The 26,392-nt window shown below is 76.0% G+C and carries 22 protein-coding genes and 1 riboswitch; of the genes, 14 read left to right on the plus strand and 8 right to left on the minus strand.

Annotated elements, in window-relative coordinates:
* Positions 1 to 3 precede the first annotated feature (3 nt).
* The 4 genes from ACYX4T_RS00540 to ACYX4T_RS00555 form a co-directional block, all read right to left on the minus strand.
* The gene (locus ACYX4T_RS00540; protein ID WP_476012635.1) at positions 4 to 375 is read right to left on the minus strand and encodes a DUF3040 domain-containing protein; all 372 of its coding nucleotides are present in this window, start codon (positions 373 to 375) and stop codon (positions 4 to 6) included.
* Positions 376 to 512: 137 nt separating this feature from the next.
* Entirely contained in the window at positions 513 to 2,138 is a 1,626-nt protein-coding gene (gene wsfD, locus ACYX4T_RS00545; protein WP_476012636.1) for a glycan biosynthesis hexose transferase WsfD, read from the minus strand.
* Between the two features lie 76 nt (positions 2,139 to 2,214).
* Positions 2,215 to 4,350, minus strand: a complete 2,136-nt coding sequence (locus ACYX4T_RS00550) for a RecQ family ATP-dependent DNA helicase (protein ID WP_476012637.1) — start codon at positions 4,348 to 4,350, stop codon at positions 2,215 to 2,217.
* Positions 4,351 to 4,402: 52 nt separating this feature from the next.
* A complete protein-coding gene (locus tag ACYX4T_RS00555; protein ID WP_476012638.1) occupies positions 4,403 to 5,911 on the minus strand; it encodes a hypothetical protein in 1,509 nt (502 codons plus the stop codon).
* Between the two features lie 148 nt (positions 5,912 to 6,059).
* Here ACYX4T_RS00555 and ACYX4T_RS00560 point away from each other — a divergent pair, with 148 nt between their 5' ends.
* The 4 genes from ACYX4T_RS00560 to ACYX4T_RS00575 all read left to right on the plus strand — a co-directional run bounded on the left by ACYX4T_RS00560 (position 6,060) and on the right by ACYX4T_RS00575 (position 9,794).
* Positions 6,060 to 6,950, plus strand: a complete 891-nt coding sequence (locus ACYX4T_RS00560) for an AAA family ATPase (protein ID WP_476012639.1) — start codon at positions 6,060 to 6,062, stop codon at positions 6,948 to 6,950.
* Positions 6,950 to 8,416 (plus strand): vWA domain-containing protein, encoded by a 1,467-nt coding sequence (locus ACYX4T_RS00565; protein WP_476012640.1) that lies wholly within the window; start codon positions 6,950 to 6,952, stop codon positions 8,414 to 8,416. Before ACYX4T_RS00560 ends, ACYX4T_RS00565 begins: the two co-directional genes overlap by 1 nt.
* Positions 8,417 to 8,435: 19 nt before the next feature.
* Positions 8,436 to 9,071, plus strand: a complete 636-nt coding sequence (gene nadD / locus ACYX4T_RS00570) for a nicotinate-nucleotide adenylyltransferase (protein ID WP_476012641.1) — start codon at positions 8,436 to 8,438, stop codon at positions 9,069 to 9,071.
* A gap of 171 nt (positions 9,072 to 9,242) precedes the next feature.
* Complete coding sequence (locus tag ACYX4T_RS00575; protein WP_476012642.1) at positions 9,243 to 9,794, plus strand: hypothetical protein; 552 nt, start codon at positions 9,243 to 9,245, stop codon at positions 9,792 to 9,794.
* A gap of 9 nt (positions 9,795 to 9,803) precedes the next feature.
* Here ACYX4T_RS00575 and ACYX4T_RS00580 read toward each other — a convergent pair whose 3' ends face one another.
* On the minus strand, positions 9,804 to 10,217 hold the full coding sequence (locus ACYX4T_RS00580) for a TIGR03618 family F420-dependent PPOX class oxidoreductase (protein WP_476012643.1): 414 nt from the start codon (positions 10,215 to 10,217) through the stop codon (positions 9,804 to 9,806).
* Positions 10,218 to 10,299: 82 nt separating this feature from the next.
* Complete coding sequence (locus ACYX4T_RS00585; RefSeq protein WP_476012644.1) at positions 10,300 to 11,457, minus strand: FIST signal transduction protein; 1,158 nt, start codon at positions 11,455 to 11,457, stop codon at positions 10,300 to 10,302.
* Between the two features lie 111 nt (positions 11,458 to 11,568).
* Here ACYX4T_RS00585 and rsfS point away from each other — a divergent pair, with 111 nt between their 5' ends.
* From rsfS to ACYX4T_RS00610, 5 genes are all read left to right on the plus strand, one after another.
* Positions 11,569 to 11,967 (plus strand): ribosome silencing factor, encoded by a 399-nt coding sequence (gene rsfS / locus ACYX4T_RS00590; RefSeq protein ID WP_476012645.1) that lies wholly within the window; start codon positions 11,569 to 11,571, stop codon positions 11,965 to 11,967.
* The gene (locus tag ACYX4T_RS00595) at positions 11,964 to 12,578 is read left to right on the plus strand and encodes a histidine phosphatase family protein (RefSeq protein WP_476012646.1); all 615 of its coding nucleotides are present in this window, start codon (positions 11,964 to 11,966) and stop codon (positions 12,576 to 12,578) included. The genes rsfS and ACYX4T_RS00595 overlap by 4 nt, the downstream gene beginning before the upstream one ends.
* Complete coding sequence (gene octT, locus ACYX4T_RS00600; protein ID WP_476012647.1) at positions 12,575 to 13,297, plus strand: diglucosylglycerate octanoyltransferase; 723 nt, start codon at positions 12,575 to 12,577, stop codon at positions 13,295 to 13,297. The genes ACYX4T_RS00595 and octT overlap by 4 nt, the downstream gene beginning before the upstream one ends.
* A 159-nt stretch (positions 13,298 to 13,456) precedes the next feature.
* Positions 13,457 to 14,578 (plus strand): ComEA family DNA-binding protein, encoded by a 1,122-nt coding sequence (locus ACYX4T_RS00605; RefSeq protein WP_476012648.1) that lies wholly within the window; start codon positions 13,457 to 13,459, stop codon positions 14,576 to 14,578.
* Positions 14,575 to 17,043 carry a ComEC/Rec2 family competence protein gene (locus ACYX4T_RS00610; protein WP_476012649.1) on the plus strand — a complete coding sequence of 823 codons (2,469 nt, stop codon included), beginning with the start codon at positions 14,575 to 14,577 and terminating at the stop codon, positions 17,041 to 17,043. The genes ACYX4T_RS00605 and ACYX4T_RS00610 overlap by 4 nt, the downstream gene beginning before the upstream one ends.
* Positions 17,044 to 17,096: 53 nt before the next feature.
* On the opposite strand, the gene thrC is transcribed toward ACYX4T_RS00610, so the two are convergent.
* On the minus strand, positions 17,097 to 18,359 hold the full coding sequence (gene thrC, locus ACYX4T_RS00615) for a threonine synthase (protein WP_476012650.1): 1,263 nt from the start codon (positions 18,357 to 18,359) through the stop codon (positions 17,097 to 17,099).
* 12 nt (positions 18,360 to 18,371) lie between these two features.
* A riboswitch (SAM riboswitch) is annotated at positions 18,372 to 18,482 on the minus strand.
* Positions 18,483 to 18,654: 172 nt separating this feature from the next.
* On the opposite strand from thrC, the gene holA reads away from it, so the two are divergent.
* On the plus strand, positions 18,655 to 19,704 hold the full coding sequence (gene holA, locus ACYX4T_RS00620; RefSeq protein ID WP_476012651.1) for a DNA polymerase III subunit delta: 1,050 nt from the start codon (positions 18,655 to 18,657) through the stop codon (positions 19,702 to 19,704).
* Between the two features lie 134 nt (positions 19,705 to 19,838).
* Here the strand turns inward: holA and rpsT are convergent, their stop codons facing one another.
* The gene (rpsT, locus tag ACYX4T_RS00625) at positions 19,839 to 20,132 is read right to left on the minus strand and encodes a 30S ribosomal protein S20 (RefSeq protein ID WP_476012652.1); all 294 of its coding nucleotides are present in this window, start codon (positions 20,130 to 20,132) and stop codon (positions 19,839 to 19,841) included.
* Between the two features lie 170 nt (positions 20,133 to 20,302).
* Here rpsT and lepA point away from each other — a divergent pair, with 170 nt between their 5' ends.
* The 4 genes from lepA to ACYX4T_RS00645 all read left to right on the plus strand — a co-directional run bounded on the left by lepA (position 20,303) and on the right by ACYX4T_RS00645 (position 26,372).
* Positions 20,303 to 22,216: a translation elongation factor 4 gene (gene lepA, locus ACYX4T_RS00630; RefSeq protein WP_476012653.1), complete on the plus strand. Its 1,914-nt coding sequence runs from the start codon at positions 20,303 to 20,305 to the stop codon at positions 22,214 to 22,216.
* Positions 22,217 to 22,268: 52 nt separating this feature from the next.
* Positions 22,269 to 23,285 carry an AraC-like ligand-binding domain-containing protein gene (locus ACYX4T_RS00635; RefSeq protein ID WP_476012654.1) on the plus strand — a complete coding sequence of 339 codons (1,017 nt, stop codon included), beginning with the start codon at positions 22,269 to 22,271 and terminating at the stop codon, positions 23,283 to 23,285.
* Entirely contained in the window at positions 23,282 to 24,307 is a 1,026-nt protein-coding gene (locus tag ACYX4T_RS00640) for a carbon-nitrogen hydrolase family protein (protein WP_476012655.1), read from the plus strand. Before ACYX4T_RS00635 ends, ACYX4T_RS00640 begins: the two co-directional genes overlap by 4 nt.
* Positions 24,308 to 24,470: 163 nt before the next feature.
* Complete coding sequence (locus tag ACYX4T_RS00645) at positions 24,471 to 26,372, plus strand: DEAD/DEAH box helicase (protein WP_476012656.1); 1,902 nt, start codon at positions 24,471 to 24,473, stop codon at positions 26,370 to 26,372.
* Positions 26,373 to 26,392: the final 20 nt, after the last annotated feature.

Below are 26,392 nucleotides of genomic sequence, written 5' to 3' on the forward strand. Positions count from 1 at the left end.
CGGTCAGGACCCCGCGCCGCCGGGCTCCGGGTCCGCCCCGCGCTCCCGCTGCTCCCGCCGTTCGCGGTACTCCTGACGGGAGATCAGCAGCGAGATCGTGCCCGGGACGACCATGAGCGTCACCGCGACGAGCGTGGCCGCCCACGGCCCGGGCAGCACCACGACGAGGACGACGACCACCACGGCGACCTGCACGAGCAGGTTGACCGCCCGGTCGGACACGTGGTCCCGCCAGGCCGCCCGCGGGCGCAGCCGCAGGCTCAGCGCCGGGTCCTCGCCGGCGAGGCGCGCCTCGAGGTCGAGCAGGGCGCGTCTCTCGTGATCGGAGAGCGGGCGCGGCTCGTCGGACGGCTCCGGGAGGCCGGGCGTCGTCATCCTCGGGTCCTCTCGTCGACGGGAGGGCTCGGCGGGATCGGGCGGCGAACCCGACATTTCACCCACGAGTGTCGACGACGGAGCTGAACGGGTGCTGAGAGCGGGACGAGAACCCGGCGAGGACCGGTCGCGGCCCGTCAGTCGCCGGCCGGTCGGCCGCGGCGGTGGTGTGCGTGCCCCACCGCGGCGAGGGCGGCGACGAGGAGCACGCCGCCGGTCACGACCAGCGTGTACGAGGCGAGCCACACGTGCTTGGCGAGCTCGCAGTAGCCGTCGCCGAGGACCGCGACCACCACCACACCGAGCGCGGTGAGCCCGAGGAGCGCACCGGGACGGGCCGGACCCACGACGTCCCGACGTCCGAGCACGGCACCGAGGCGTCGCGACGGGAGCAGCGTGAGGGCGCCGGCCAGGAGGGCCAGCGCGACCACGGCAGGTGGCACCCACCGCCCCGGCAGCCCGTCGAGGTAGACGAACATCGGACCCATCGTCTGCGAGCCCTCGGGGAAGGACGGGCGGGGGATCGAGCCGCTGACCGTCCGGGCGCCGGCCGTCTCCGTGGCGAGGTAGGGGACCTGCGGCCGCAGCGTCGCCAGCAGCCCGCGGTGCACCATCCGCGCGAGCACGCGGGGGTGCTCGGCGACGAACCGCAGCGAGGCGGCCCGCAGCTCCTCGGGCCGGGCACCGACCGTCGCGTCCCAGTCCCGCACGCTGCGCCCGCCGTCGAGGTAGAAGTGCTGCCCGGCCTGCCCGAAGGCCTCGGGCCGCAGCCCGAGCGGTCCGGTCGCCGACGGGCCCGCCTCCGGGAGCACGGCGGTGAACGCGAGGTTGTGGGCGTTGACCTGGGCGTACGCCTCGTCCTGGGCACGCAGCGAGGACTGCACCGGGGCGGCGGCGAGGGCGAGCACGGCCATCGCGGCCACGACGCCGGGCACGCGCCGCCACCACCGCGTCGTGCCGACCGTGACCAGCAGGCAGGCCGCGACGGCGGCGAGGCCGACGGCGACGAAGCCTGGCTTGCCGGTCGCCGCGACGAGGCCGCCGAGGGCGACGAGGGCCAGCGCGGCCAGCCGGGCTCCACGGTGCGCCGGACGCGTGACCGCCAGCGCCAGCAGGCCCCAGGCCAGCCAGGCCGTCCCGAGCAGGCCGGCGGGCTCGCTGAACGAGGACACGAGGAACCGCGACCACCACGTCACCGCGAGCAGGGGGAGCAGCGGCGGTACGACGACGGCGAGCACGACCGGCACCGCGCGCGCTCCCCGCCGCCCCGCCGTGGCCGCGAGCGTCGCCACGCCCGCCCCGAGGGCGAACAGGGCGACGTAGACGCCGGCGAGCCACTCGAACGAGAAGCGTGTGGAGCCGTCCGGGGCCGGCGGGGAGGCGTCGAGGGCCGTCCCCACGGCCACGGTCGCCCGGAGGAGCAGGCCGGCGGACGTCGTCGGCGCCTCGCGGGAGCAGCCGGGGCCGCCCGTGCGGTACTCGGTGACGGCGACGCCGTGGCCCGGGGCGGCGCGGTCGTCGGTGTCGGGAACGAGCTCGGCGACGCAGTAGAGCCGGATCGCGTCGCCGTTGTCCGCCGCGCCGATCGCCTCGCCGCCGACGAGGCCGAGCCGGGCGACGAGCCCGACGCCGACGAGTCCGGCCACCAGGACCGCGAGCGACAGCCGCAGGAGCAGGGCGCGCCGCCGGTGCGGTGACGCGGGATCCGCGGCGCCCGGGGGATCGGTGGGCGTCCACGGCGGCAGCGTCGTCCCGGCCGTCATCGTCCCCCCGTCGCGGCGCGGGCCCCGCGGTCGCGGGGGCCCGTGTCCTGCGGAGAGCGTGCCAGACGGCCGGCGCTCAGCCCGTGGTGGCCAGCACGAACGGCAGCACGGCCGGCGCGCCGGCCCGGCGCAGCAGGGCCGCCGCCACGGTGATCGTCCAGCCCGAGTCGGCGACGTCGTCGACGAGCAGGACCGGCCCGCCGCTCGGGTCCAGGCCGGACGGGACCGACAGCCGGGACCACACCTCGGCGAGGCGCTGCGCGGAGTTCGGGGGCTCGGGCTCGGTGTCGTCCTCCGGGTCGTCGTAGATCGGCGGCGCGGTGTCGGTGAGCGCCCCGAGCAGCGGCAGGCGCCCGATGCTCGCGATGCGCTGGGCGAAGCTCTCGACGAGCACGGGGCGGCGCCGGCTGGGCAGCCGGACGACGCCGGCCGGGCGCTGCGCCCAGTCCCAGCCCTTGAGCACCTCGACCGCGGCGTCGACGGCGGCGTCGGGCACGAGGTCGTCGGCGCGCAGCAGCGGGCGCAGGCGCGGGCCCCACCCGACGTCGGTGAGCCGGCCGAGCGCGCGGCCCTCCTCGGCCGCCTCCTCGGGCCTGATCCTGCCCTTGAGCGGGACGTCGAGGGCGTCCATGCCGCTGGGCCACTGCTTGCGCGGCGCGAGCGGCACGCCCGGCCGGTCCAGCGTCGTCCGGGCCTGGACGCGCACGTCCTCGCCGATGGTCGGGTCGTACCGCTCGCCGGTGCAGTTGTCGCAGCGCCCGCACGGCGCCGCGCCCGGGTCGTCGAGCTGGCGGCGCAGGAACTCCATGCGGCAGCCGTCGGTGGCGATGTAGTCGAGCATCGCCTGCTGCTCGGCCCGGCGGGCCTTCGCGAGGCCGAGGTAGCGCCGCCCGTCGTACTCCCAGGGCTGCCCGGTGGCCTCCCAGCCGCCCTTGACCCGGCGGACGGCGCCGTCGGTGTCGAGCACCTTGAGCATCATCTCGAGCCGGCCGCGGGACAGCTCCACCCGCGGCTCGAGGGCCGCGGTGGACATGGGGCGCCCGGCGTCGCCGAGCACGGACAGCGCCACCCGGACCTGCGGCTCGGCGGGGAAGGCCAGCGAGGCGAAGTACGCCCAGATGTCGCGGTCCTCCGGGCCGGGCAGCAGCAGCACCTCGGCGCGCTCGACGCCGCGGCCCGCGCGCCCGATCTGCTGGTAGTAGGCCACGGGCGACTGCGGCGCCCCGAGGTGGACGACGAAGCCGAGGTCCGGCTTGTCGAAGCCCATGCCCAGCGCGCTCGTCGCCACCAGCGCCTTGACGCGGTTGGCCAGCAGGTCGTCCTCGGCGCGCTCGCGCTCGGCCGGGTCGGTCTTGCCGGTGTAGGCGGCGACGGCGTGGCCCCGCTCCCGCAGGAACGCCGCGAGCTCGTCGGCGGCCGACACCGTGAGCGTGTAGACGATGCCCGAGCCCGGCAGGTCGTCGAGGTGCTGGGCGAGCCAGGCGAAGCGGTCCGCGCCCTTGTCCAGCGGCAGCACGCCCAGGCGCAGCGACTCGCGGTCGAGCTCGCCCCGCAGCACCAGCGCCCCGGCGTTCGACGGCGAGACGCCCAGCTGGTCGGCCACGTCGCTGGTCACCCGGTCGTTGGCCGTGGCCGTGGTGGCGAGCACGGGGACGCCGTCGGGCAGCTCGGCGATCAGGGTGCGCAGGCGGCGGTAGTCGGGCCGGAAGTCGTGCCCCCAGTCGGAGATGCAGTGCGCCTCGTCGACCACGAGCAGGCCCGCGGTGCGGCTGAGCTCCGGGAGCACCTGGTCGCGGAACTCGGGGTTGTTCAGCCGCTCCGGGCTCACGAGCAGCACGTCGACCGCGCCCGCCTGCACCTGGGCGTAGACGTCCCGCCAGTCGTCGGTGTTGGCGGAGTTGACCGTCACCGCGTGGATCCCGGCCCGTCCGGCCGCGTCGATCTGGTTGCGCATCAGCGCGAGCAGCGGGCTCACGATGACCGTCGGCCCGCCGCCGCGGGCGCGGACGAGCGCGGTGGCCACGAAGTACACCGCGCTCTTGCCCCACCCGGTGCGCTGCACCACCAGCGCCCGGCGCCCCTCCGCGACCAGCGCGTGGATCGCCGCCCACTGGTCCTCGCGCAGCGCGGCGTCGGGGCCGGCCAGACGCTGCAGCGTGGCCTCGGCGTCGGCCCGCAGGCCGGTGTCGGTGGGTGCCGTCATGCTCACCATGGTGGCCGACGGGTCCGACAGCGCGGGGGCGGTCCCGGTGGCCCGCCGTCGGTCACCCGCCGGCGCGGACGCCCCGCTCGCGCGCGGGGCGAGCGGCGGTGCCCACCGGGATCGCCTCGGTGGGGCTCGCGGCGAGGCGCGCGGCGTCCTGCTCGGCGGCGAACAGGGCGTCCCCGTCCTCGGCGTCGCCGGCGCCGGCGCCCGTGTAGCGGACGTCCAGGCCGCCGTCGCGGCGCTGCAGGGCCAGCGCGCTGGTGGCCGCCCCGAGCAGCAGGAGCGCGCCGAGGTTCTCGCCCAGTTCCTCGAGGTGGTAGGCGAGCACCTCCGCGACCCGTCCGCCGGTGCCCTGGGCCAGGACCACGCCCTGGACGCCCTCGAGGCCGAGGGCGAACAGGAACAGCACGCCGAGCCCGATGATGAGGAGCCAGCGGGGCCGTCCGCGCAGGCGCAGCGCGAGCAGGCCGACCGCGACCGCGATGAGCAGGGCGACCGCGCTGCCGGGGACGACCCAGTAGAACGAGAAGCTCCCGCCGGGGTCGCCCGCGGCGGCGGCGCCCTCGGGGCGCACGAGGTCGCCCACCCGCTCGTGGATCGAGGTCATGTCGTCGAGCGACATCCCCGCGAGGATCGCGGCGGTGACGAGCCACCCGGCCGCCCCGCGCGTCCCGGCCGTCCGGCCGACCAGCCCCGCGACGAGGTGCGCCGCGGCGGCGGTCACGAGGAGGCCGACGCTCCACCAGGTCGGCACGTTCCCCTCGCCGTCGACGTCGAGGTAGCCGACCCACTGCGCGAGCTTCGGGCCCGGTGCCGGCAGCGCGAGGGTCAGCAGCAGGCTGAGCCCGGCCAGGCCCAGCGTGACGACGACGAGCAGGACCCAGGTGCGGCGGCGGCGCGGGACGGCCGGGAGGTCGCGGGGGGCCGTGGCCGGGAGGTCGGAGGTCAGGCGGACCTCGGTGCCGCGACGCGCCGCGTGCAGCGCCGACACCACGACGACGAGGAGCCCCGCGGCCCCGAGCCCCTGCACGCCCTCCGCCGCCGCGGCGAGGACCCGCCCGCCCTCGCCGAGCGCGCGGGCCACGAGCTCGCCGCCGAGGGCGCCGACACCGAACGTCACCAGCGCTCCCGCCAGCCGGCGTCCGTCGCGCAGCCGCCGCGCGAGCAGGGCGTAGGGCGTGGCGAGCAGGAGCCCGGCGACGACGGCGGGGAGCAGCCAGTCGGTGGTCAGGGGGTTCGTGCCCACGGCCTGGCGGGCGAGGCCGTCGATGCGGGTGTGCAGGCCGGTCGCGACGCACAGCGACGCCACCGCCGTCGCCCCGGCGGCCGCGGTCCAGCACCCGGTGCCCCACCGGCCGCGGCCCGCGGCGACCAGCGCGTTCGCCAGGCACGCGAGGGTGGTCGCGAGCAGCACCGTCGCGCCGAGCCAGGTGGGGAGGTTGTAGGGCTCGAGCACGTCGACGTAGGCCCAGAGCGCCGGGGGCGCGGGGCGGACGAGGGCGACGACGACCGACAGCAGCGTCAGTGTCGTGATCGCGGTGACGAGCACCACCAGGAGCCGCTTCACGTTCACCCCACGTTCAACGACACGACGGAACAGCGGTTGCTGCGTCGCCAGGATGTCATCCGGTGTTCGCCCGGCACGGGCGACCTCGCCGTCCCGCGTCGACCACATCGCCGAGACAGCACGGGGCGCGCGAGGCAGGATGCGGCCCGTGAGCACCGAGCCGGTCGGCGAGAAGGCCCAGAAGGCCCTGTTCGACTCCGTCGACGACGTCGTCACCCGGCTCGCCGACGTCGGCTACCTCGCATCCACCGCCGTCGCGACCACCGTCTTCCTCGCCGACCGCCTCGGCAAGCCGCTGCTGGTCGAGGGCCCGGCCGGGGTCGGGAAGACGGAGCTGGCGCGCGCGGTCGCCGACGCGACGGGCGCGGGGCTGGTGCGGCTGCAGTGCTACGAGGGCATCGACGAGGCCCGCGCGCTCTACGAGTGGAACCACGCCAAGCAGCTCCTGCGGATCACCGCCAGCCAGGGCGAGTCGTGGGACGACACGCGCGACGACGTGTTCTCCGAGGAGTTCCTGCTGCCCCGCCCGCTGCTCACCGCGATCCGCCGCGAGGAGCCGACGGTGCTGCTGGTCGACGAGACCGACAAGGCCGACGTCGAGGTCGAGGGCCTGCTGCTGGAGGTGCTCGGCGACTTCCAGGTCACGGTGCCGGAGTGGGGCACGATCACCGCGAACCAGCGCCCGTTCACGCTGCTGACCTCGAACGCCACCCGCGAGCTCTCCGAGGCGCTCAAGCGCCGCTGCCTCTTCCTGCACCTCGACTTCCCCGACCCGGAGCTCGAGCGCCGCATCGTGCTCGCCCGCGTGCCGCAGCTGCCCGAGGCGCTCGCCGAGGAGCTCGTGCGCATCGTGGGCGTGCTGCGCGGCATCGCGCTGCGCAAGGCGCCGTCGGTGTCGGAGACGATCGACTGGGGCCGCACGCTGCTCGCCCTCGGCCTCGACACCCTGGACGACGAGACGGTGCGGGCCACCCTCGGCGTCGTCCTCAAGCACCAGGCCGACGCGCAGCGGGCGGTCGCCGAGCTGCGGTTGAACTAGTGAGCGCGCCCTCCGTCACCGGCGGCCTGCCGGCCCACCTCGTCGACTTCGTCGGTGCGCTGCGGCGGGCCGGGATCGCGGTGGGCCCGGGGGAGTCGGTGGACGCGGCGGCGGTGATCGCCGAGCTCGACCTCCTGCGCCGCGAGCAGCTGCGCGAGGGTCTGGCGGCGGCGATGCTGCGCCGTTCGGGGCAGCGGGCGGTGTTCGACGCGCTGTTCGACCTGTGGTTCCCGCTGGGGCAGGGCGCCGCGCTGGGCGAGGTCGCGCTGCCCTACGCCGACGACGGGACGGTGGACGTCGAGGCCCTGCGCGACCTGCTCGCCGGCCTGCTGCGCGACGGCGACACGGCCGCGATGGCCGAGCTGGCGCGGGCGATCGTCGACGGCCTGGGCGCGGTGGGCCGGGGTCAGGGGCAGGGCGGTCAGGGTCAGGGACAGGGCGGGGGCGGGGGTGACCGCGGCGAGGGTGGCGGCGGGCGGCCGTCCACGTGGTCGGCCTACCAGGCCCTCAACGCCGTACGGCCCGAGACGCTGCTGGCCCGCGTGCTCGCCGACCTGCGCGGGGGTCCGGACGCGGCGTGGGACAGCCCCTTCGCCGAGGAGGTCTCGCGCCGCGAGGTGCGGGAGCGGATCGCGGCGTTCCGGCGGATGGTCACCGACGAGACGCGTCGGCGGGGTGCGGAGATCCGCGGGCGGGAGGCGGCGGCGCGCACCGGGGTGCCCAAGCAGGGCGACCGCGTCGACTTCCTGACGGCCAACTCCGAGCAGCTCGCCGACCTGCGCCGCCGCGTCGCCCCGCTCGCGCGCCACCTCGCGTCACGGCTCGCCGCGCGTCGCCGCCGGGCGCGCCGCGGCCCGATCGACCTGCGCCGCACGCTGCGCCGCTCGATGTCCACCGGCGGGGTGCCGATGCGCCCGGCGTTCCGCCGCCCGCGTCCCGGGCGCCCCGAGCTGGTGCTCTTCTGCGACGTCTCGGGGTCGGTGGCGGGGTTCAGCCACTTCACGATGATGCTGGTCCAGGCCCTGCGCGAGCAGTTCTCCCGCATCCGGATCTTCTGCTTCGTCGACGGCTGCGTCGAGGTCACCGACCTCTTCGGCCCGAACGCCGACCTCGGCGGCGTGATGGCCGAGATCACCGCGCGCCCCGGGCTCATCGCGTTCGACGGCCACAGCGACTACGGCTCGGCGCTCGGGCGGTTCCGCGAGGGCTGGCCGGACGTCGTCGGCCCGCGGACCTCGCTGCTCCTGCTCGGCGACGCCCGCACCAACTACCGCGACCCGAACCTCACCGTGCTCGCCGACCTCGCCGAGCGGGCGCGGCACGTGCACTGGCTCAACCCCGAGCCGCAGGCGCAGTGGGGCACCGGCGACTCGGCGGCCCGTCGCTACGGCGAGGTCGTGCCCATGCACGAGTGCCGCACGGCCGCCCAGCTGGCGGGCGTGGTGTCGGGACTGCTGCCGGTGTGAGCGCACCTAGGCTGAACGGATGAGCGGCCGCCGGATCGGGGTCATGGGCGGCACCTTCGACCCCATTCACCACGGTCACCTCGTGGCGGCCAGCGAGGCCCAGGTCCGCTTCGCGCTCGACGAGGTCGTCTTCGTGCCCACCGGCCAGCCCTACCGCAAGGCGGGCTACGAGGTCAGCGCGGCCGAGGACCGCTACCTCATGACCGTCGTCGCCACGGCGTCGAACCCGCGGTTCACGGTCAGCCGCGTCGACGTCGACCGCGACGGGCCCACCTACACCGTGGACACCCTGCAGGACCTGGCGGCGATCTTCCCCGACGACGAGCTCTTCTTCATCACCGGCGCGGACGCCCTCGAGCAGATCCTGTCGTGGCACCGCGCCGACGAGATGTTCCGGCTCGCGCACTTCGTGGGCGTCACCCGGCCCGGCTTCGACCTCGACGGCGACCACCTGCCCCGCGGCGCGGTGAGCCTGCTCGAGGTGCCGGCGATGGCGATCTCGTCGACGGCCTGCCGCGAGCGCGTCGCGGCGGGGGAGCCGGTCTGGTACCTCGTGCCCGACGGCGTCGTGCAGTACATCGCCAAGCGCGGGCTCTACCGGCCGCACGGGCAGGGCCGGGTGCTCGGCCCGACCGAGCACGTCGCCTCCGAGTAGCCGTCCGGCTCCGCGGGACACGATCGGGTGACGACTTCGCGGTTCCACTAACACGTCCCGTGATCGACCCGAGATCCGCGGTGGATGCCGTGCCCGTCGGAGGGCCCGGCCGCTCGGGGGGAGAGTGATCTCGGTGCTGACGCCGCGTCCCGTCGACACCCACACAGGCTGATGGGGCGCCACTCCGCCCCCGACGGCGCGCAGGACCGCGACGTCCCGGTGACCCCGCAGCGCATCCGCGTGGTCCTCGTCCCGCGGCCCCGCGCCGCCCCGCCCGTCGAGACCGGGGGCCCGCCGGAGCACCCGCCGGTCCCCGCCGTGCCCGCCTGGATCGCCCTCGACGAGCAGGAGCGGGTCCGCCGCGCGTGGGCCGACGCCCCGGGCGGGTTCGTCCGCACCGGGAGCCGGGGCCCGCGGACGCCGCCGGCGGGCGCGGTCCCGGTGCAGCCGGTCGTCGAGCGCCCGGCACCCCCGGACGGCGGCTGGGGACCCTGGCCCCCGGAGGCGCTGCGCGACCACCACCATCCGGCGCTCGTGCCCGCCGTCGTCCCGGCGCCGGCGGCGAGCCGGCGTCGACGCCCCGCGGTGGCGCTCGTGTCCGCCGTCGTCGCCGCTCTCGTCGTGCTGCTCGTCGGGCTCGGCGTGGTGCTCGCCCGGCCCGACCTGGCCGGCCCGCTCCTGCCCACGACGGGCGAGGTCGCGTCCGTGACCGAGGCGCGGTAGCCGGCGGGGTCAGCTCTGGCGGTGGACGGCGGTCGGGGCGATGCGGACGATGAGGCGCGTCTGCCCGGGGCGGTGCCACGGGTAGGGCCGGCCGAGGTAGCGCCGGGCGAGGGACTCGAGGTGCTCGACCGCGCCCACCGGGCTGACGTCCACGACCCGTCCGCGCACCGTGACGACGTGCCCGGCGCGGCGGGCGTCGGCGATCGCGACCGACACCCGCGGGTCGCGGCGCACGTTGTGGACCGTCTGCACGCCCTCGACGGCGTTGAGCACCACGTGCACGCCGTCGGTGTCCACCCACGTCTCGGAGGTCTCGGGCGTGCCGTCAGGCGTGACCGTCGCGAGGAAGCACGGGTTCGGGGCGCGCAGGAGGGCGACGACGTCCTCCGGGAGGCGCTCCTCCTGCTGTGGGGCGAGGGTCATCGCCGGTCGTGGTCCTCCGTGTCGGCTCGCGGGCGCCGACCACGGTAGGGACCGGCGGCCCGCGGGCGTGCGCGGGGGTTCGTCAGCCGCCGAAGGCGAGCACCGACGCGGTGAACGCGTGCAGGTGGTTCCGCGCCGCGACGGGCCCGATCTCGCCGGCGGCGAAGAACCCCGCGACCCCCTCGGGGGCGAGGCCCCGCCGGACGGCGGCGACGTCGTGGTCGGCGTCGGGGAACATGGCCCGCCCGCGCCCGTTGCACGAGAACAGCAGCGCACCGGCCGTGCTGCCCTCGCCGCGGAAGCGGGTCATGAGCCAGTCGAGGTCGGCGTCGGCGCTCGCGGCGTCGCGGACCTGGAAGCGCACCGTGCGGCCCACCTCGACGACGTCGCCGACGGTCACCGTGCCCTGCTCCGGGTCGGCGCCCACGACGCCGCGGATGAGGAAGTCGCCCTGCCGGTGGTCGTCGGCGTACTCGTCCATCGCCACGCCGAGGTGCAGGCCCTGGGCCACCATCTGCTGCTCGTGCTCGTCGAGCTCGCCGACGATCTGCTCCAGCTTGCGGTAGGCCGGCTGGCCCGCGAGCCCCTGCAGGTGCGGGCCCTCGGCGGCCGTCACCGTCATCGTCGGCCCCACCGGCCGGCACCCCTGGCTGACCAGTGTGCGGACCCGGACGTCGCCGCCGATCGTCACGCCGACCACGCCGCGCTCGTGCACGGCGCCGTCGAGGAACAGCCGCGTCGCGCCCGCGCCGCCGGGGCCCGAGGCGAGCCCGCCGACCAGCGGCAGCCCGCGCAGCGCCTGCCCGGACTGCTCGACGAAGCCCTGGATCGGGAAGGTGTAGGGGTCGGCGAGCACGATCGCGACCTCGTCGGCGTCGGTGCGGACGGGCATGCCCCCGACGGTGATGCCGGTCTCGGTGCGGGTGGCGTGCAGGCGGAACGGGGTCAGCGACGCGTCGGGCAGCGCGGCCGCCCACACCGCGACCGCCGGCCGCGCCTCGACGCCCCGCCCGTCGCCGATGACACCGCCGGCGCTGCAGCCGACGGCCACCCGCGCGCCCGCGACCTGCATCGCCCGCTCGCCCGCGCGGCCGACCTCCTCGGGGTCGGGGTGGCAGACGAAGACCGCGAGCAGGTCGGGACGCCGCCCGCCGAGCGGCGCCGTGGCCTGCGCGACCGCGTTCTCGGCGGCCGCCACCAGATCGGCGCCCTGGGCCAGTCCGTCCCCGAAGTCCGCCATCGGACCAGTATGCGACGGGTGACGGGGACGGCGCGCCCGCGTGACTCCGGTGACCCGTCGGGTGCGTCGAGTAGGATCGGACCGCCCGTTCCGCCGTCCCCGAAGGGTTTCGTGGCCGTCACCGACCGCGCGCGCCGTCTGGCCGAGACCGCCGCGCTCGCCGCCGCCGACAAGCTGGCCCAGGACGTCGTCGCCATCGACGTGTCCGAGCGCCTCCCGCTCACCGACGCCTTCGTCATCGCGTCGGCCCCCAACGAGCGCCAGGTGCAGGCGATCGTCGACAGCGTCGAGGAGAAGCTGCGCGACCTCGAGGCCAAGCCGGTGCGCCGCGAGGGCACCCAGGAGGCCCGGTGGGTGCTCCTGGACTTCGCCGACATCGTCGTCCACGTGATGCACAGCGAGGAGCGGGAGTTCTACGGCCTCGAGCGGCTGTGGAAGGACTGCCCCGCCGTGCCGCTGCCCGCCGAGGTCCACGGGCCCCCCGCCGACCGGTCCGCCGCCGGCGAGTGAGCCTCCACCGGATCGTCCTCGCCCGCCACGGCCGGACGACGTGGAACGCCGAGAGTCGCATGCAGGGCCGGCTCGACCCGGACCTCGACGACCTCGGACGCGCCCAGGCCCTCGCCGCCGCGCCCGTCCTCGCGACCTACGAGCCGACGCTGCTCGTCGCGTCCGACCAGGTGCGCGCCTGGCGCACGGCCGAGGCCGTCGCCAAGGAGGCCGAGCTGGTGCCGCGCCCCGAGCCGCGGCTGCGCGAGACGGCCCTCGGCGAGTGGGAGGGCCTGACCGGCCCGGAGGTCGAGGCCGGCTGGCCGGGCGGTCTCGAGGCGTGGCGCACCGATCCCGCGTGGGCGCCGCCCGGCGGCGAGTCCCGGGTCGACGTCGCCCGCCGCGCGGTGCCCGTCCTCGACGAGCTGGCCGACGAGCTGGCCGGGGCCGACGAGCACCAGACGGCGATGGTCGTCGCCCACGGCGGCACGATCGGCGCGCTGACCGCGTCGACGCTCGGCTGGCCGCTCGACGCCTGGCACTCCCTGCAGCCGCTGCACAACTGCGCCTGGGCGGTCCTCGAGCACCGCATCGACCGCTGGCGCCTGCGGGCGTGGGGCCTGGGGGCGTGAGCTCCGGCCCGGTCCTGGTGGTCATCGCCGACTCGCTGTCGTTCCACGGCCCGGACCGCGCTGAGCCCGCCGACGAGCCCCGCCTGTGGCCCCACGTGGCCGCCGCGTCGCTGGGCGGCCGGGCCGAGCTGCACGCGGGCCTGGGGTGGACCGCGCGCCACGCGTGGCGTGCGATGGTCGGTGACCCGCGCCTCTGGGCGTCGCTGCGTCACGCGGACGCGGTGGTCCTCGGCGTGGGGGGCATGGACACGCTGCCCTCGCCGGTGCCGACGGCGCTGCGCGAGCTGATCCCGGCGATCCGCGCGCCGCGCGTGCGCCGGGCGGCGCGCGAGGCGCACGCCTGGGTCACGCCGCGGGCCGCCCGGGTGCTGGGCGCCGCGGGGCCCGTGGCCCTGGCGCCGGGGGAGACGGTGCGGCACCTGGAGCGCCTGCGCCTGGCCGTGACGACGCTGGTCCCGGGCCTGCCGGTGGTCGGGATGCTGCCGGCGGTGCACCGGTCGCCGTTCTACGGCGGGGTGCACGCCGGGCGGGAGCGGCACGTGGCGGCGCTGCGGGCCTGGGCGTCCTCGACCGGCGTGCGGCTGGTGGACCCCGCGCCCCTGGTCGCCGACCACGTCCTCGGCGGCCACGGCAATCCCGACGGCATCCACTGGGGCTGGTCCGCGCACGCCGCGGTCGGCGAGGCGGTGGGGGCCGAGGTGCGCCGGGCCCTGGGCTGAGTGCCGCCGGGAGACCACGCCGGGCGGGCTCTCGTCCTGGGCCTCCTGGCGGCGTGTCGTCCCCGCCGGTGCGGTCCGGTGTCCCCAGCGCCGGCGGCTGTCCCCAGGGCGGCGGTCGGTGCTGTCCCTGCCGGTCCGGGGCTTCCTAGCGTCCCGCACATGGCCCGCTCCGCCCCGCCCGACGCCGACGGCACCCGCGCACGCCTGCGGGCGCTCGGCGGTCGGGGTGACGACCGGGGCGGGCGGGAGGACGTCGAGGTGGGGGAGCCGGCGGGGCCTGCTGAACGGGTCGGCTGGCCGGGCGCGGCGCCGGGTACGCCGGCCGCGCGGCTACGGCTGCCGCGCGTGGCGGTGGTGCCGGGTGGCGGTGATCGTCCGTCGCGTCCCGGGGCATGGCGGGAGGAACCGGACCCGGACCGTGCCCACCCCTCGGCGTCGGACGCTGCGCCCGAGGGCTCGCGGTCCGCCGCACCGCCGGCCGACCCCTGGTGGGACGACGACGAGGACGACCCGCCGGCCTCCCGCGGCAGCGCCTGGGACCCGCCCGCGCGGGGCGAGCGCGCCCGGCGATGGGCGGAGCGGTGGCTGCCGGCGTCGTGGGTGGGCGCGCGGTGGGACCCGGGTCGTACCGGGGCCCTGGCGCTCGCGACCGTCGCCGCCGTCGCGGCCGTGGTGGCGGCGGTGGGCGTGTGGTCCGACCGCCCGGTGCCCGAGCCCGTCCCCGCGCTGCCCGTGGTCGCCGGCGCGCCACCCGCCCCGTCCCTGCCCCCGTCCCTGGTCCCGGGGTCCGGCGCCCCGCCGCCGGCGGCCGAGGGCCCGATCGTGGTGTCGGTGTCCGGGAAGGTGGAACGGCCCGGGCTCGTGCGGATCCCGCCGGGCAGCCGCGTCGGCGACGCGATCGACGCGGCCGGCGGCGCGACGCCCGAGGCGGACCTGACCGGGCTCAACCTGGCCGCGCGGATCAACGACGGCGAGCAGGTGGTGGTGGGCGTGCCCACCCCGGTGACCCCGCCCGCGGCCGGAGCCGGGAGCGCGGGTGCCGGGGCGGCGGCCGCGCCGGCCGGGGGAGCGCCCGGTGGCGCCCCGGGCGGGCGGCTCGACCTCAACACCGCCACCCTCGAACAGCTCGACCAGCTCCCCGGCGTCGGACCGGTCACCGCCCAGCGCATCCTCGAGTGGCGCACCCAGAACGGGCGGTTCGGCGCGATCGAGCAGCTCCAGGAGGTCAGCGGGATCGGCGACGCCCGCTTCGCCAACCTCCGCGACCTGGTCACGGTGTGAACGCCGAGCCCCCGGCGCGCCGGCGGACCACACGGCCGCCCGCGCGCGCGATGCCGCTCGCCGAGGCGCCCGAGCTCCCGGCCCCGCCCGACCTGCGGCTGGTGCCCGCGGCGCTGGCGTCGTGGGGCGTCGCGATCGCCGCGCTCGCCGTCGGCTGGGGCGTCGCCCTCGTGCTGGTGGCCCTGGCCGTGGTGGCCGTGGTCGTCGCCGCGCGCCGGTCCCGCGCGGACGGTCCGCACGCCGTGGTGGTGGCCGCGGGCGGCGTGCGCGCCGTCGTCGTGGCGACCGGCGGGTGCGCGGCGGCCGTGGGGCTCGTGGCGGGCCTGGGTGCCTTCGCGGTCGCCGACCACCCGCTGCGCCCGGCCACCGGCAACGGCGTGTCCGCGCGCCTCGACCTCGTCGTCACCACCGACCCGCGCCCGGTCCGCTCGACGGTGCCCGGGCCCGGGCGGGTGGTGCTGCGCGGGGAGCTGGTCGGCGGCCAGATCGGCGCCGGGCCGGGGTGGCGTGCCGGCGGCCGCGTCGTGCTGATCGCGCCCGCCGACGAGTGGGGCGGCCTGCTCCCCGGGCAGCTCGTCGGTGCGCGGGGCCGCCTCGCGCCGCCCGACCGCGCCGACCTCACCGTCGCGGTGCTGCAGGTGCGCGGGCCCCCGCGCGACGTCGGCGCCGTGCCCGCGCTGCAGCGGGCGGCCGGCGACCTGCGCGGCGGCCTGCGCGACGCCGCCCGCGCGGTGCTGGCCGAGGACCCGGCGGGCCTGCTGCCCGGACTCGTCGTCGGCGACACCTCGGGCGTCTCGCCCGGCCTCGACGCCGACTTCCGGACCGCCGGCCTGACCCACCTGACGGCCGTCTCCGGCACGAACGTGGCGATCATCTGCGGCGCGGTGCTGCTGCTCGCCCGCCTCGGGCGGCTCGGCCCGCGGACGGCCGCCGTGCTCGCGGGGCTGGCGCTGGTCGGGTTCGTGGTGCTCGCGCGGCCGTCCCCGAGCGTGCTGCGGGCGGCCGTGATGGGCGGGATCACGGTGCTCGCGCTGGCGGTCGGGCGGCGGCGCTCGGTGGTGCCGGCGCTGTGTGCGGCGATCGTGGTGCTGCTCCTCGTCGACCCGGGGCTCGCGACCGACCCGGGGTTCGCGCTGTCGGTCCTGGCCACCGGGGCGCTGGTGCTGCTCGCGCCGGGGTTCGTCGCGCGGATGCGGGCGCGCCGGGTGCCGCCGGGCGTGGCCGAGGCGCTCGCGGTGCCCGTGGCCGCGCACGTCGTCACCGCGCCGGTGATCGCCGGCCTGTCGGGCGAGGTCAGCCTCGTCGCGGTCGTGGCGAACCTGCTCGCGGCGCCGGCCGTCGCGCCGGTGACCGTCCTCGGGGTGGCGGCCGCGGCGCTCGCCCCGGTGTGGACGGGCGGCGCGCACGCCCTGGTGTGGGTGGCGGGGCCCGGGGTGACGTGGCTGGTGTGGGTGGCGCGCCGCTGCGCGGCGGTCCCGGGCGCGACGCTCGCGTGGCCGGGCGGGGTGACCGGGGGACTGGCGCTCGCCGCGGCAGTCGTCCTGGTCGCCGCGGCCCTGCGGTGGCGGCGCCTGCGCGCGGTGGTGGCCGCGGTGCTGGTCGGCGCGCTGCTGGTCCTCGTCCCGACGCGCGTGGCGCCGCCGGGCTGGCCGCCGGCGCGCTGGTCGCTGGTGGCCTGCGACGTCGGGCAGGGCGACGCGCTGGTGCTCGCGACGGGCGAGCCGGGGCGGGCGGTCCTCGTCGACGCCGGCCCGGACGCCGGCGCGGTCGACGGGTGCCTGGCGCGGCTGGGCGTGCGCTCGCTGGCGCTCGTGGTGCTCACGCACCTGCACGCCGACCACGTCGGCGGCCTCGCCGGCGCCCTCGCGGGGCGGGCGGTCGGCGGGATCGCGCTGGGTCCCGCTCGCGCGCCCGCGGACACGCTCGCGCAGGTGGTGCGCCGGGCCGGCGCGGCGCGCGTCCCGGTGGTCGGCGTGGGGCGGGGCACGGTGATGCGCTGGCCGGAGCTGGTGCTCGAGGTGCTCGGCCCCGTGCGCTCGTCGGCCTACGTCGACGGCGAGGACGGGTCGGCGGTCAACGACACCTCGGTGGTGCTGCGCGCGCACACGCCGGTCGGGCGGGTGCTGCTGCCCGGCGACGCCGAGCTGTCGTCCCAGTCGTCGTTGCTGGGCTCGGGGTCGGACCTGCAGGCCGAGATCCTCAAGGTGCCCCACCACGGCTCGCGGTCGTCGCTGCCGACCTTCCTGACCGCACCGCGTGCCTCGTTGGCGCTGGTCAGCGTGGGCCGCGGCAACACCTACGGCCACCCGAACCCGGGCGTCGTGGGCCTGCTCGCCCGCAGCGGGGCGCTCGTGCGGCGCACCGACGAGTCGGGCGACCTCGCGGTCGTCAGCATGCCCGGCCCGCAGGCGCCGCCCGCCGTCGTCGCCCGCGGGGACCCGCGTCCCGACCCGAAGCGGCGGTGAGGCGGTGGTGGCGGCCCGGACCCGTGTCCCGAGGACACGGGTCCGTCACCGACCTACAGCCCCAGCGCCTCGCGCACCGCCGCCGAGGTGGCCGGGATCGTCGCCTTCGGGCCCACCTGGTGCTCGATCGCGTCCAGGGTCTTCAGGCCGTCGCCGGTGATCAGCAGGACCGTGTCGGCGTCCGGGTCGAGGTCGCCGGACTCCACCATCTTCCTGGCGTTGGCCACGGTGACGCCGCCGGCGGTCTCGGCGAACACGCCCTCGGTGCGGGCGAGCAGCCGGATGCCGTCGCGCACCTCCTCGTCGGTGACGTCGGTGATCGAGCCGCCGCAGCGGCGCACGGCGTCGAGGACGTAGGGGCCGTCGGCGGGGTTCCCGATCGCCAGCGAGCGGGCGATCGTGTCCGGCTTCTGCGGGCGGACGACGTCGGTGCCCTCGCGGAAGGCGGTCGACACCGGCGAGCACCCGGCGGCCTGGGCGCCGAACACCTTGTAGTCGGCGTCGTCGACCAGCCCGAGCGAGATCAGCTCGCCGTAGGCCTTGTCGACCTTGGTCAGCTGCGAGCCCGACGCGATCGGGACGACGGTCTGGGCCGGCACGCGCCAGCCGAGCTGCTCGGCGACCTCGTACCCGAGCGTCTTCGACCCCTCGGCGTAGTAGGGCCGGACGTTGACGTTGACGAACGCCCAGTCCTCCTGCTCGAACGCGAGCTCGGTGGCCAGGCGGTTGACGTCGTCGTACGTGCCCTCGCACGCCAGCAGGTTGGTGTCGTACACCGCGGTCATGAGGATCTTCGCGCGCTCGAGGGAGGCGGGGACCAGCACGACCGAGTCCCAGCCGGCGCGGGCGGCCGCGGCGGCGGTGGCGTTCGCGAGGTTGCCCGTCGACGGGCAGGCGAGCGTGGTGAAGCCGAGCTCGCGGGCGGCGGCGAGGGCGACGCCGACGACGCGGTCCTTGAAGGAGTGCGTCGGGTTGCCGGTGTCGTCCTTGACCCACAGGTTCCTGATCCCGAGCGCGGCGCCGAGGCGGTCGGCGCGCAGCAGCCGGGTGTAGCCGGGGTCGGTGTTGGGGATCGCCTCGACGGTGCTCGGCACCGGCAGCAGCGCCTTGTAGCGCCAGATGCTGCGGGGGCCGCGCTCGATGTCCTCGCGGGTGAGGCGGCCGAAGTCATAGGCGATCTCGAGGGGCCCGAAGCACTGCGGACAGGCGAACTCGGCGGCCAGGTCCATGCGGTGGCCGCAGGCCCGGCAGGAGAGGGCGGCGGCGGGGCCCAGGTCGTAACCCGTGCTGGTCGTGGGCTGGGCAGTCAGCGTCATGGCAGGAAGTCCTCCTCATCTTCCCCGCGGACGGGTCGGAATTGGCACCGTGATCGCCGCAGAACGCTGGCGCCGGTTGCCGGGGTGTCGTCGGGCCGGTCCCTCTACCCCTCTGGATGAGCCGTATGCGGTTGTGTGGCGTCCCTCCCGGGACATCCGGCGGAGAAGACTACGGGACGCCGACCGGGCCGACCACAGCGCGACCCGCGCCGAGACGCTCCTCACCACCGCGTCGTCCCGACGACCGACCGTCGCCGCGCCGGGGCCGTCGGGGGTCCGTGGAACGATGAGACGCGTGAGCCCGTCGAGCACCTCCGACGCCCCGGGTCCGCTGCACCTGGTGGTCGGCGACGAGGGGCTGCTGGTCGAGCGCGCGGTGGCACGGGCGATCGCCGCCGCGCGGGACGCCGACCCGGCCGTGGAGGTCACCCGCCTCCCCGCCGGCGAGCTCACGGCGGGCGGGCTGGGCGAGCTGGTCAGCCCGTCGCTGTTCGCCGAGTCGCGGGTCGTCGTGGTGGAGAACGGCCACGACGCGGGCGCCGAGGTGACGACGCTGCTGCTCGACTACGCCAGGGCGCCGAGCGACGGCGTCACGCTCGTCGTCGTCCACCGCGGTCCGCCCAAGAGCGCCGGGCGCCGTCCCGCCAAGGGCGCCGCGAAGGGCGGCAAGGGCGGCGGCAAGGGCGGGGGCAAGGGGGACGCGCTGCTCGAGGGGCTGCGCGGTGCCGGCGCGACCGAGGCGTCCGCGGCGTCCCTGTCGGACGACCAGCGGGCCGACTTCGTGCGCACCGAGGTCCGCCAGGCCGGCGGCAAGATCACCGGCGAGGCGCTCGGGCTGCTCATGGACGCCGTGGGCTCGGACCTGCGCGAGCTCGCCGCCGCCGCGTCCCAGCTCGCGTCCGACTCGGGCGGGCACATCGACGCCGACGCGGTGCGCGCCTTCCACCGGGGTCGCGCCGAGGTCACGGGTTTCGCGGTGGCCGACCGGGCGATGACCGGCGACCGCACCGGCGCGCTGGAGGCCCTGCGCTGGGCGCTCGACACGGGCGTGCCGCACGTCGTCGTCGCCGACGCCCTGGCCGACGGTGTGCGCACCGCCGCGCGGGTCGGCGCCGTCGGTCGCGGCGACCCGTACAGCCTCGCGTCGTCGCTGAAGATGCCGCCCTGGAAGGTCCGCCGGGGCCAGCAGAACGGGCGCGGCTGGTCGGCGGAGGGGCTCGCGCAGGCCATGGGCGTCGTCGCCGACCTCAACGCCGACGTCAAGGGCGCGGCGGCCGACCCGTCCTACGCGCTCGAGCACGCCGTCGAGCTCGTCGTCGCGGCCCGGGGGAGCGCTCGCCGCTGAGAAGGCCGTCCATGATCGAAGGACGGATACGGACACTCAACGTCTGCAACGGCACTTCGCTGACAAACCCCCGCACACGCGAGCGGCCCGCCCCCGGCGCAGCGGGGACGGGCCGTGTCGAGCCGAGGGGCCGGTCAGGCCGGGGTCTTGCCCGCCTTGGCGTCGACCGTGAAGCGCTCGGCGCGGTGGGCCATGCGCGACTTCTTGTTCGCGGCCTGGTTCTTGTGGATGACGCCCTTGCTGACGGCCTTGTCGAGCAGGCGGGCGGCCTCGCGCTGCCGGGTGGTGGCCAGCTCCTGGTCACCGGCCTGGACGGCCTCGCGGTAGCGGCGGATCGCGGTCTTGATGCGCGACTTGGCCGCCTTGTTGCGCTGGCGCGCCTCCTCGCTCTTGCGGATGCGCTTGACCTGCTGCTTGATGTTCGCCACGGAGTTCTCGGACCTCGTCTGTCGGTGCTGTACGGCTCACGGGAGCGCGCGGGGGCGCTCGACCGCCTCACGCAGTGCTCCGAGGCTACCAACCCCGCACAGCGCGGAAGGTCACCGGGCCTCGTGGGACGATGGGGAGGAGCCGGCCGACCCAGAACGCGAGGATCCCGTTGAGCCAGACCACCCAGCAGTCCGCCAGCAACCCTGGACGGCCGGGCACGCAGGGCTTCGCGGACGAGACGTTCACGCCGCCCGCACAGATCCGCAACTTCTGCATCATCGCCCACATCGACCACGGCAAGTCGACGCTGGCCGACCGCATGCTGCAGATGACCGGCGTCCTCGGGGAGCGCGCCTACCGCGCGCAGTACCTCGACCGCATGGACATCGAGCGCGAGCGCGGCATCACGATCAAGGCGCAGAACGTGCGCCTGCCCTGGTACGCCGCGGGCCCCGACGGCGAGATGCGCGACCACGTCCTGCACCTCATCGACACCCCGGGCCACGTCGACTTCACCTACGAGGTCAGCCGTTCGCTGGCCGCGTGCGAGGGCGCGATCCTGCTGGTCGACGCCGCGCAGGGCATCGAGGCGCAGACCCTGGCCAACCTCTACCTGGCCATGGAGCACGACCTCGAGATCATCCCGGTGCTCAACAAGATCGACCTGCCGGCGGCCGAGCCCGAGCGCTACGCCGAGGAGATCGCGCACCTCATCGGCTGCGAGCCCGACGAGGTCCTGCGCATCAGCGCCAAGACCGGCGACGGTGTCGAGGCGGTGCTCGACGAGGTGGTGCGCCGCGTTCCCGCCCCGGTCGGCGACGCCGACGCCCCGGCCCGCGCGATGATCTTCGACTCGGTCTACGACACCTACCGCGGCGTCGTCACCTACATCCGCGTCGTCGACGGGAAGATCACCCCGCGTGAACGCATCCGGATGATGAGCACCAACGCCGTCCACGAGCTGCTCGAGGTCGGGATCATCTCGCCGGACCAGAAGCCCTGCCAGGGCCTGGGCGTCGGCGAGGTGGGCTACCTCATGACCGGCGTGAAGGACGTCCGCCAGTCGCGCGTCGGCGACACCGTCACCTGGGAGCGCAAGGGCGCCACCGAGCCGCTCGGCGGGTACCGCGACCCGCAGCCGATGGTCTACTCCGGGCTCTATCCCATCGACGGGTCGGACTACCCGATCCTGCGCGACGCCCTGGACCGCCTGCGGCTCAACGACGCCGCCCTGTCCTACGAGCCGGAGACCTCGGCGGCGCTGGGCTTCGGGTTCCGCTGCGGCTTCCTCGGCCTGCTGCACCTCGAGATCACCCGCGACCGGCTCGAGCGCGAGTACGGGCTCGACCTCATCTCCACGGCGCCCAACACCGTCTACCGCGTCGAGCTCGACGACGGTGGCGAGGTCGAGGTCACCAACCCGGCGGAGTGGCCCGAGGGCAAGGTCTCGACGATCTACGAGCCGATCACCAAGGTGTCGGTGCTGGCCCCGTCCGACTTCGTCGGGCCGATCATGGAGCTGTGCCAGTCGCGGCGCGGGTCGCTCGAGGGCATGGACTACCTGTCCGACAGCCGCGTCGAGCTGCGCTACACGATGCCGCTCGCCGAGATCATCTTCGACTTCTTCGACGTCCTGAAGTCGCGCACCCGCGGCTACGCGTCGCTGAACTACGAGCCCGCCGGCGAGCAGGCCTCCGACCTCGTCAAGGTCGACATCCTGCTGCAGGGCGAGCCCGTCGACGCCTTCTCGGCGATCGTGCACAAGGACGCGGCCTACGCCTACGGCAACGACATGGCCGGCAAGCTGCGCGAGCTCATCCCGCGCCAGCAGTTCGAGGTGCCGATCCAGGCCGCCATCGGCTCGCGGATCATCGCCCGCGAGACGATCCGCGCGATCCGCAAGGACGTGCTCTCCAAGTGCTACGGCGGGGACATCACCCGCAAGCGCAAGCTGCTCGAGAAGCAGAAGGAGGGCAAGAAGCGGATGAAGACTATCGGGCGGGTCGACGTCCCGCAGGAGGCCTTCGTCGCGGCGCTGTCCACCGACCAGAACGCGGTGGACAAGGCGAAGTCCAAGAAGTAGCGCGACCGGGCGGGGCTGGCCGCGCGGACGTCCGACCTGTTCGATGAGGGGCGTGGAGCCCGCAGGTGCTCGGGGACGCCGGCCGGCGGCCGCGGGTCCCGTGTCGCCGGACCTCTCCGACGCCGAGAGCTTCCACGCGGCTTCCGTGCCGGCGCGGGTCCGTCGGCACACGTGGAGCGCGGTCACGGCCCGCTTCCTCGTCCCCCTGCAGATCGACGCGCCGTCGGCGACGGTCGACGGGACGATCGCGGTCCGCCGTCGTGGCGGGGTCACGCTCTGCGGGCTCTCCGCCACCGCCCACACCGCCGTCCGGACCGCCGACCTCGCCCGCGGCTCCGGCGGGGGCCAGGTCAAGGTGGCGATCCCCGTCCGCGGTGTCGTCACCGTGACCCAGGACGCCCGGCGCGCCGACCTGGAGCCCGGCGAGATCGCCCTGTACGACACCTCGCGGCCCTACACCGTGGGTGGGGCCGGTCCGTTCGGGCTCGTCGTGGCGCTGCTGCCGCGCGATGCCCTGGCCGCCGGTGAGGGTCGGCTCGAGCAGCTCGTCGCCCGTCGCCTCCGCGGTGCGGCGTCGGCGACGGTGCGGTCGGGCCTGCTCGCGCTGACCGATGCCGACACGTCCGACCGCGACCGCGAGCTCACCCTCGACCGGCTCGTCCGCCTCGCGCCCGGGCCGCAGGCTCCGGGTGCCTCGGTGCACGACGCCGCCGTCGAGCTCATCGCCCGGCGATTCGCGTCGCCCACCCTCACGCCGGAGTACCTCGCCGAGGTCCTCGGTGTGTCACGACGCACCCTCTACCTGGCCTTCGCCGGGCGGCGGCGATCCGTGGCCGCCACCATCCGCCACGCCAGGCTCGAGCGGGCCCGGGCGCTGCTCGCCGTGGCGGAGATCCCGATCGGCGACGTCGCGGCCCTGGTCGGCATGGCCGGACCCACGCAGCTCGGCCGCTCGTTCCGCGCCGAGTTCGGCACGTCGCCCTCGGCCTACCGGGCCCGGATCCTGGACGGGGAGGTTGCACGGATCGTCGACAGCGCCGACGGCGGGGGTCCTAGCGTCCGGGCATGACCGACAACGGCTCCACCGTCCGCGTCGCCGCCGTCCACGCGGCAGCCCCGTTCCTCGACCTCGCCGCCGGCGTCGAGCGCGTCCGCGAGTTCGTCCGCGACGCGGGCGCGCAGGGGGCGAAGCTGACGGTGTTCCCGGAGACCTTCCTGCCCGGCTATCCCCACTGGATCTGGTCGCACACCCCGAAGTACGCCGCGCCGCTGTTCGCCGAGCTCTACGCCAACAGCATCGAGCTGCCCAGCCGCGAGTCCGAGGCGATCGGCGAGGCTGCCCGCGAGGCGGGCACCTGGGTCGTGCTCGGTGTCGACGAGCGGGAGGGGGGCACGCTCTACAACACGCAGGCCTACTTCAGCCCGACCGGCCAGCTCGTCGCCCGTCACCGCAAGCTGCACCCGACCAACGCCGAGCGCACGGTGTGGGGCCGCGGAGACGGGCGGGACGTCTTCGTCGTCGACACGGGGTTCGCCCGCCTGGGCGGCCTCATCTGCTTCGAGCACAGCATGGACCTGGCGCGCTACGCCCTCGCCGCTCTCGGCGAGCAGATCCACATCGCGTCGTGGCCCGCCATCAACGCCACCCACGCCGATCCGAACGCCGGAGACTTCGACCACTACTCGACGACGCTCGCCCAGGCCCACGCGATCTGCGCGCAGACGTACGTGGTCGTGACCCAGGGCATGATCACCCAGGAGATCGTCGACCGCCTCGGGGTCACGCCCGGACCCGACGCCCCGACGACCGGTGGGGGACTCACGGGCTTCCTCGGGCCGAACGGCAAGTGGCTCGCCGAGCCCCACCGGGACACCGAGCAGATCGTGACCGCCGACCTGGACCTGGACGTCATCGCCTTCGCCAAGTACTTCGCCGACGGCGCGGGGCACTACGCGCGCCCCGACGTGTTCCGCTTCGGGATCGACCGGACCCCGCAGACCGCGCTCGCCGACCCGGTCGTCCGGGTGGCACCTCTCGTCCCGGCCGCCGACGGCACAGCCGGGACGGACGCGGTGCTCAGCGTCTCCTGAGCGGCCCGACAGGCGCCCGGCCGCCGATGCGCTCGGCGGCCGGGAATGTCGGTTCGCGTAGAGTGGTTGTCAACGCCGAGCTGTCGGCCTGGGTGGGACCTCGTCTGCGACCGGTCCGCGGACAGCTCTCGTTGTCCAGAGCTCCCTCTCCTGAAAGAACTACGTGACCAACGCTGCTGTCCTGTCCGAGAACGACGTCGAGCTCGTCGACGTGATCTCTCCCTCTTCCCCCGAGGCGTCCGACGACGCCGCCGACACCACGGCCACCGATACGGCCACCGACACGGCCACCGACGACCAGCCCACCGGCGAGGACGTCGAGGCCACCGACGAGACCGGCGCGGCGCCGGCCTCGGGCTTCGCCGCGCTCGGCGTCGCCGAGCGGCTGCTGCCGACCCTGGTCGAGTCCGGGTTCGACACCCCCACCCCGATCCAGGCCGAGACGATCCCGCTGCTGCTCTCGGGCCGCGACGTCCTCGGCCTCGCGCAGACCGGCACGGGCAAGACCGCCGCGTTCGCGCTGCCGATCCTCTCGGCGATCGACCCGGCGCAGAAGTCGGTGCAGGCCCTCGTGCTGACCCCGACCCGCGAGCTCGCGATCCAGGTCGCCGAGGCCGTCGAGCGTCTCGGCGCCGGCGTGCCCGGGCTGAACGTCGTCCAGCTCTACGGCGGCGCGCCCTACGGCCCGCAGCTGCACGGGCTGCGCCGCGGCGGCCAGATCGTGGTCGGCACCCCCGGTCGCATCTCGGACCACCTCGAGAAGGGCACGCTCGACCTCACCGACGTCGCGCACTTCGTGCTCGACGAGGCCGACGAGATGCTGCAGATGGGCTTCCTCGAGGAGGTCGAGCACATCTTCGACCTGCTGCCCGCCGACCGGCAGGTGGCGCTCTTCTCGGCGACGATGCCCGGTGCCATCCGCGAGGTCTCGCGCCGCCACCTCAACGCGCCGGCCGAGGTCTCGATCAAGTCGAGGACCCAGACCGCGGTCAACACCCGGCAACGCTACGTCGTGCTGCCCGAGCGGCAGAAGGCCGACGCGCTGTCGCGGATCCTGCAGGTCGAGGACTTCGACGCCTGCCTGGTGTTCGTGCGCACCCGCCAGAACACCACCGACGTCACCGAGGCCCTGCACCGCCGCGGCTTCGCGGCCGTCGCCATCTCGGGTGACCTGTCGCAGCCGCAGCGCGAGAAGACGATCGGCGACCTGCGCGCCGGCAAGATCGACGTGCTGGTGGCCACCGACGTCGCCGCCCGCGGTCTCGACGTCGACCGCATCTCGCTCGTCGTCAACCACGACCTGCCGACCGACCCCGAGTCCTACGTGCACCGCATCGGTCGCACCGGGCGGGCCGGGCGCAGCGGCGAGGCCATCTCGTTCGTCACCCGCGGCCAGATCCGCACCATGCGGATGATCGAGGGCGTCACGAAGCAGAAGGCCGAGGAGATGTCGGTGCCGGGCACCGACGAGGTCAACGACGTGCGCAAGCGCCGCTTCGCCGACCGCATCACCGGCACCCTCGACGGCACCGTCGCCGGCGGCGACCCGATGGACGTGTTCCGCGGCATCGTCGGCGACTACGTCGCCGAGACCGGGGTGGACCCGATGGAGCTGGCGGCGTCGCTGGCCAAGATGGTCCAGGGCGACAAGCCCCTGCTGGTCGAGGACCTGCCCGCCCCGCCGCCGCGCGGCGAGCGCCCCGACCGCAAGGGCCCCAGGCCCGAGCGCGGCCAGGGCCGCGGCAGTGGTGGCGGCAAGGCCCCGTCGTGGTCGGTCGGGTCGGGCACCGACACCTACCGCATCGACGTCGGCCACAACCAGCGCGTGCGCCCGGGCGCCATCGTCGGGGCCATTGCCAACGAGGCGGGCCTCGACTCGGCGCACATCGGGCACATCGACATCCGCACCGACCACACGCTGGTCGAGCTGCCCGCCGACGTGCCCGTCCCGGTGGTCAAGCGCCTGCAGCGCGCCCGTGTCGCGGGCCGTCCGATGGGCCTGCGCCGCGCCTCGGGCGACGAGGCCGCCTCCGCGCGGGGGTCCCGCGGTCCCAAGCGCCGCTGACCCGGCCGGTCCGCGGGATG

This window comes from Actinomycetospora sp. ABD4_176, assembly GCF_056311855.1.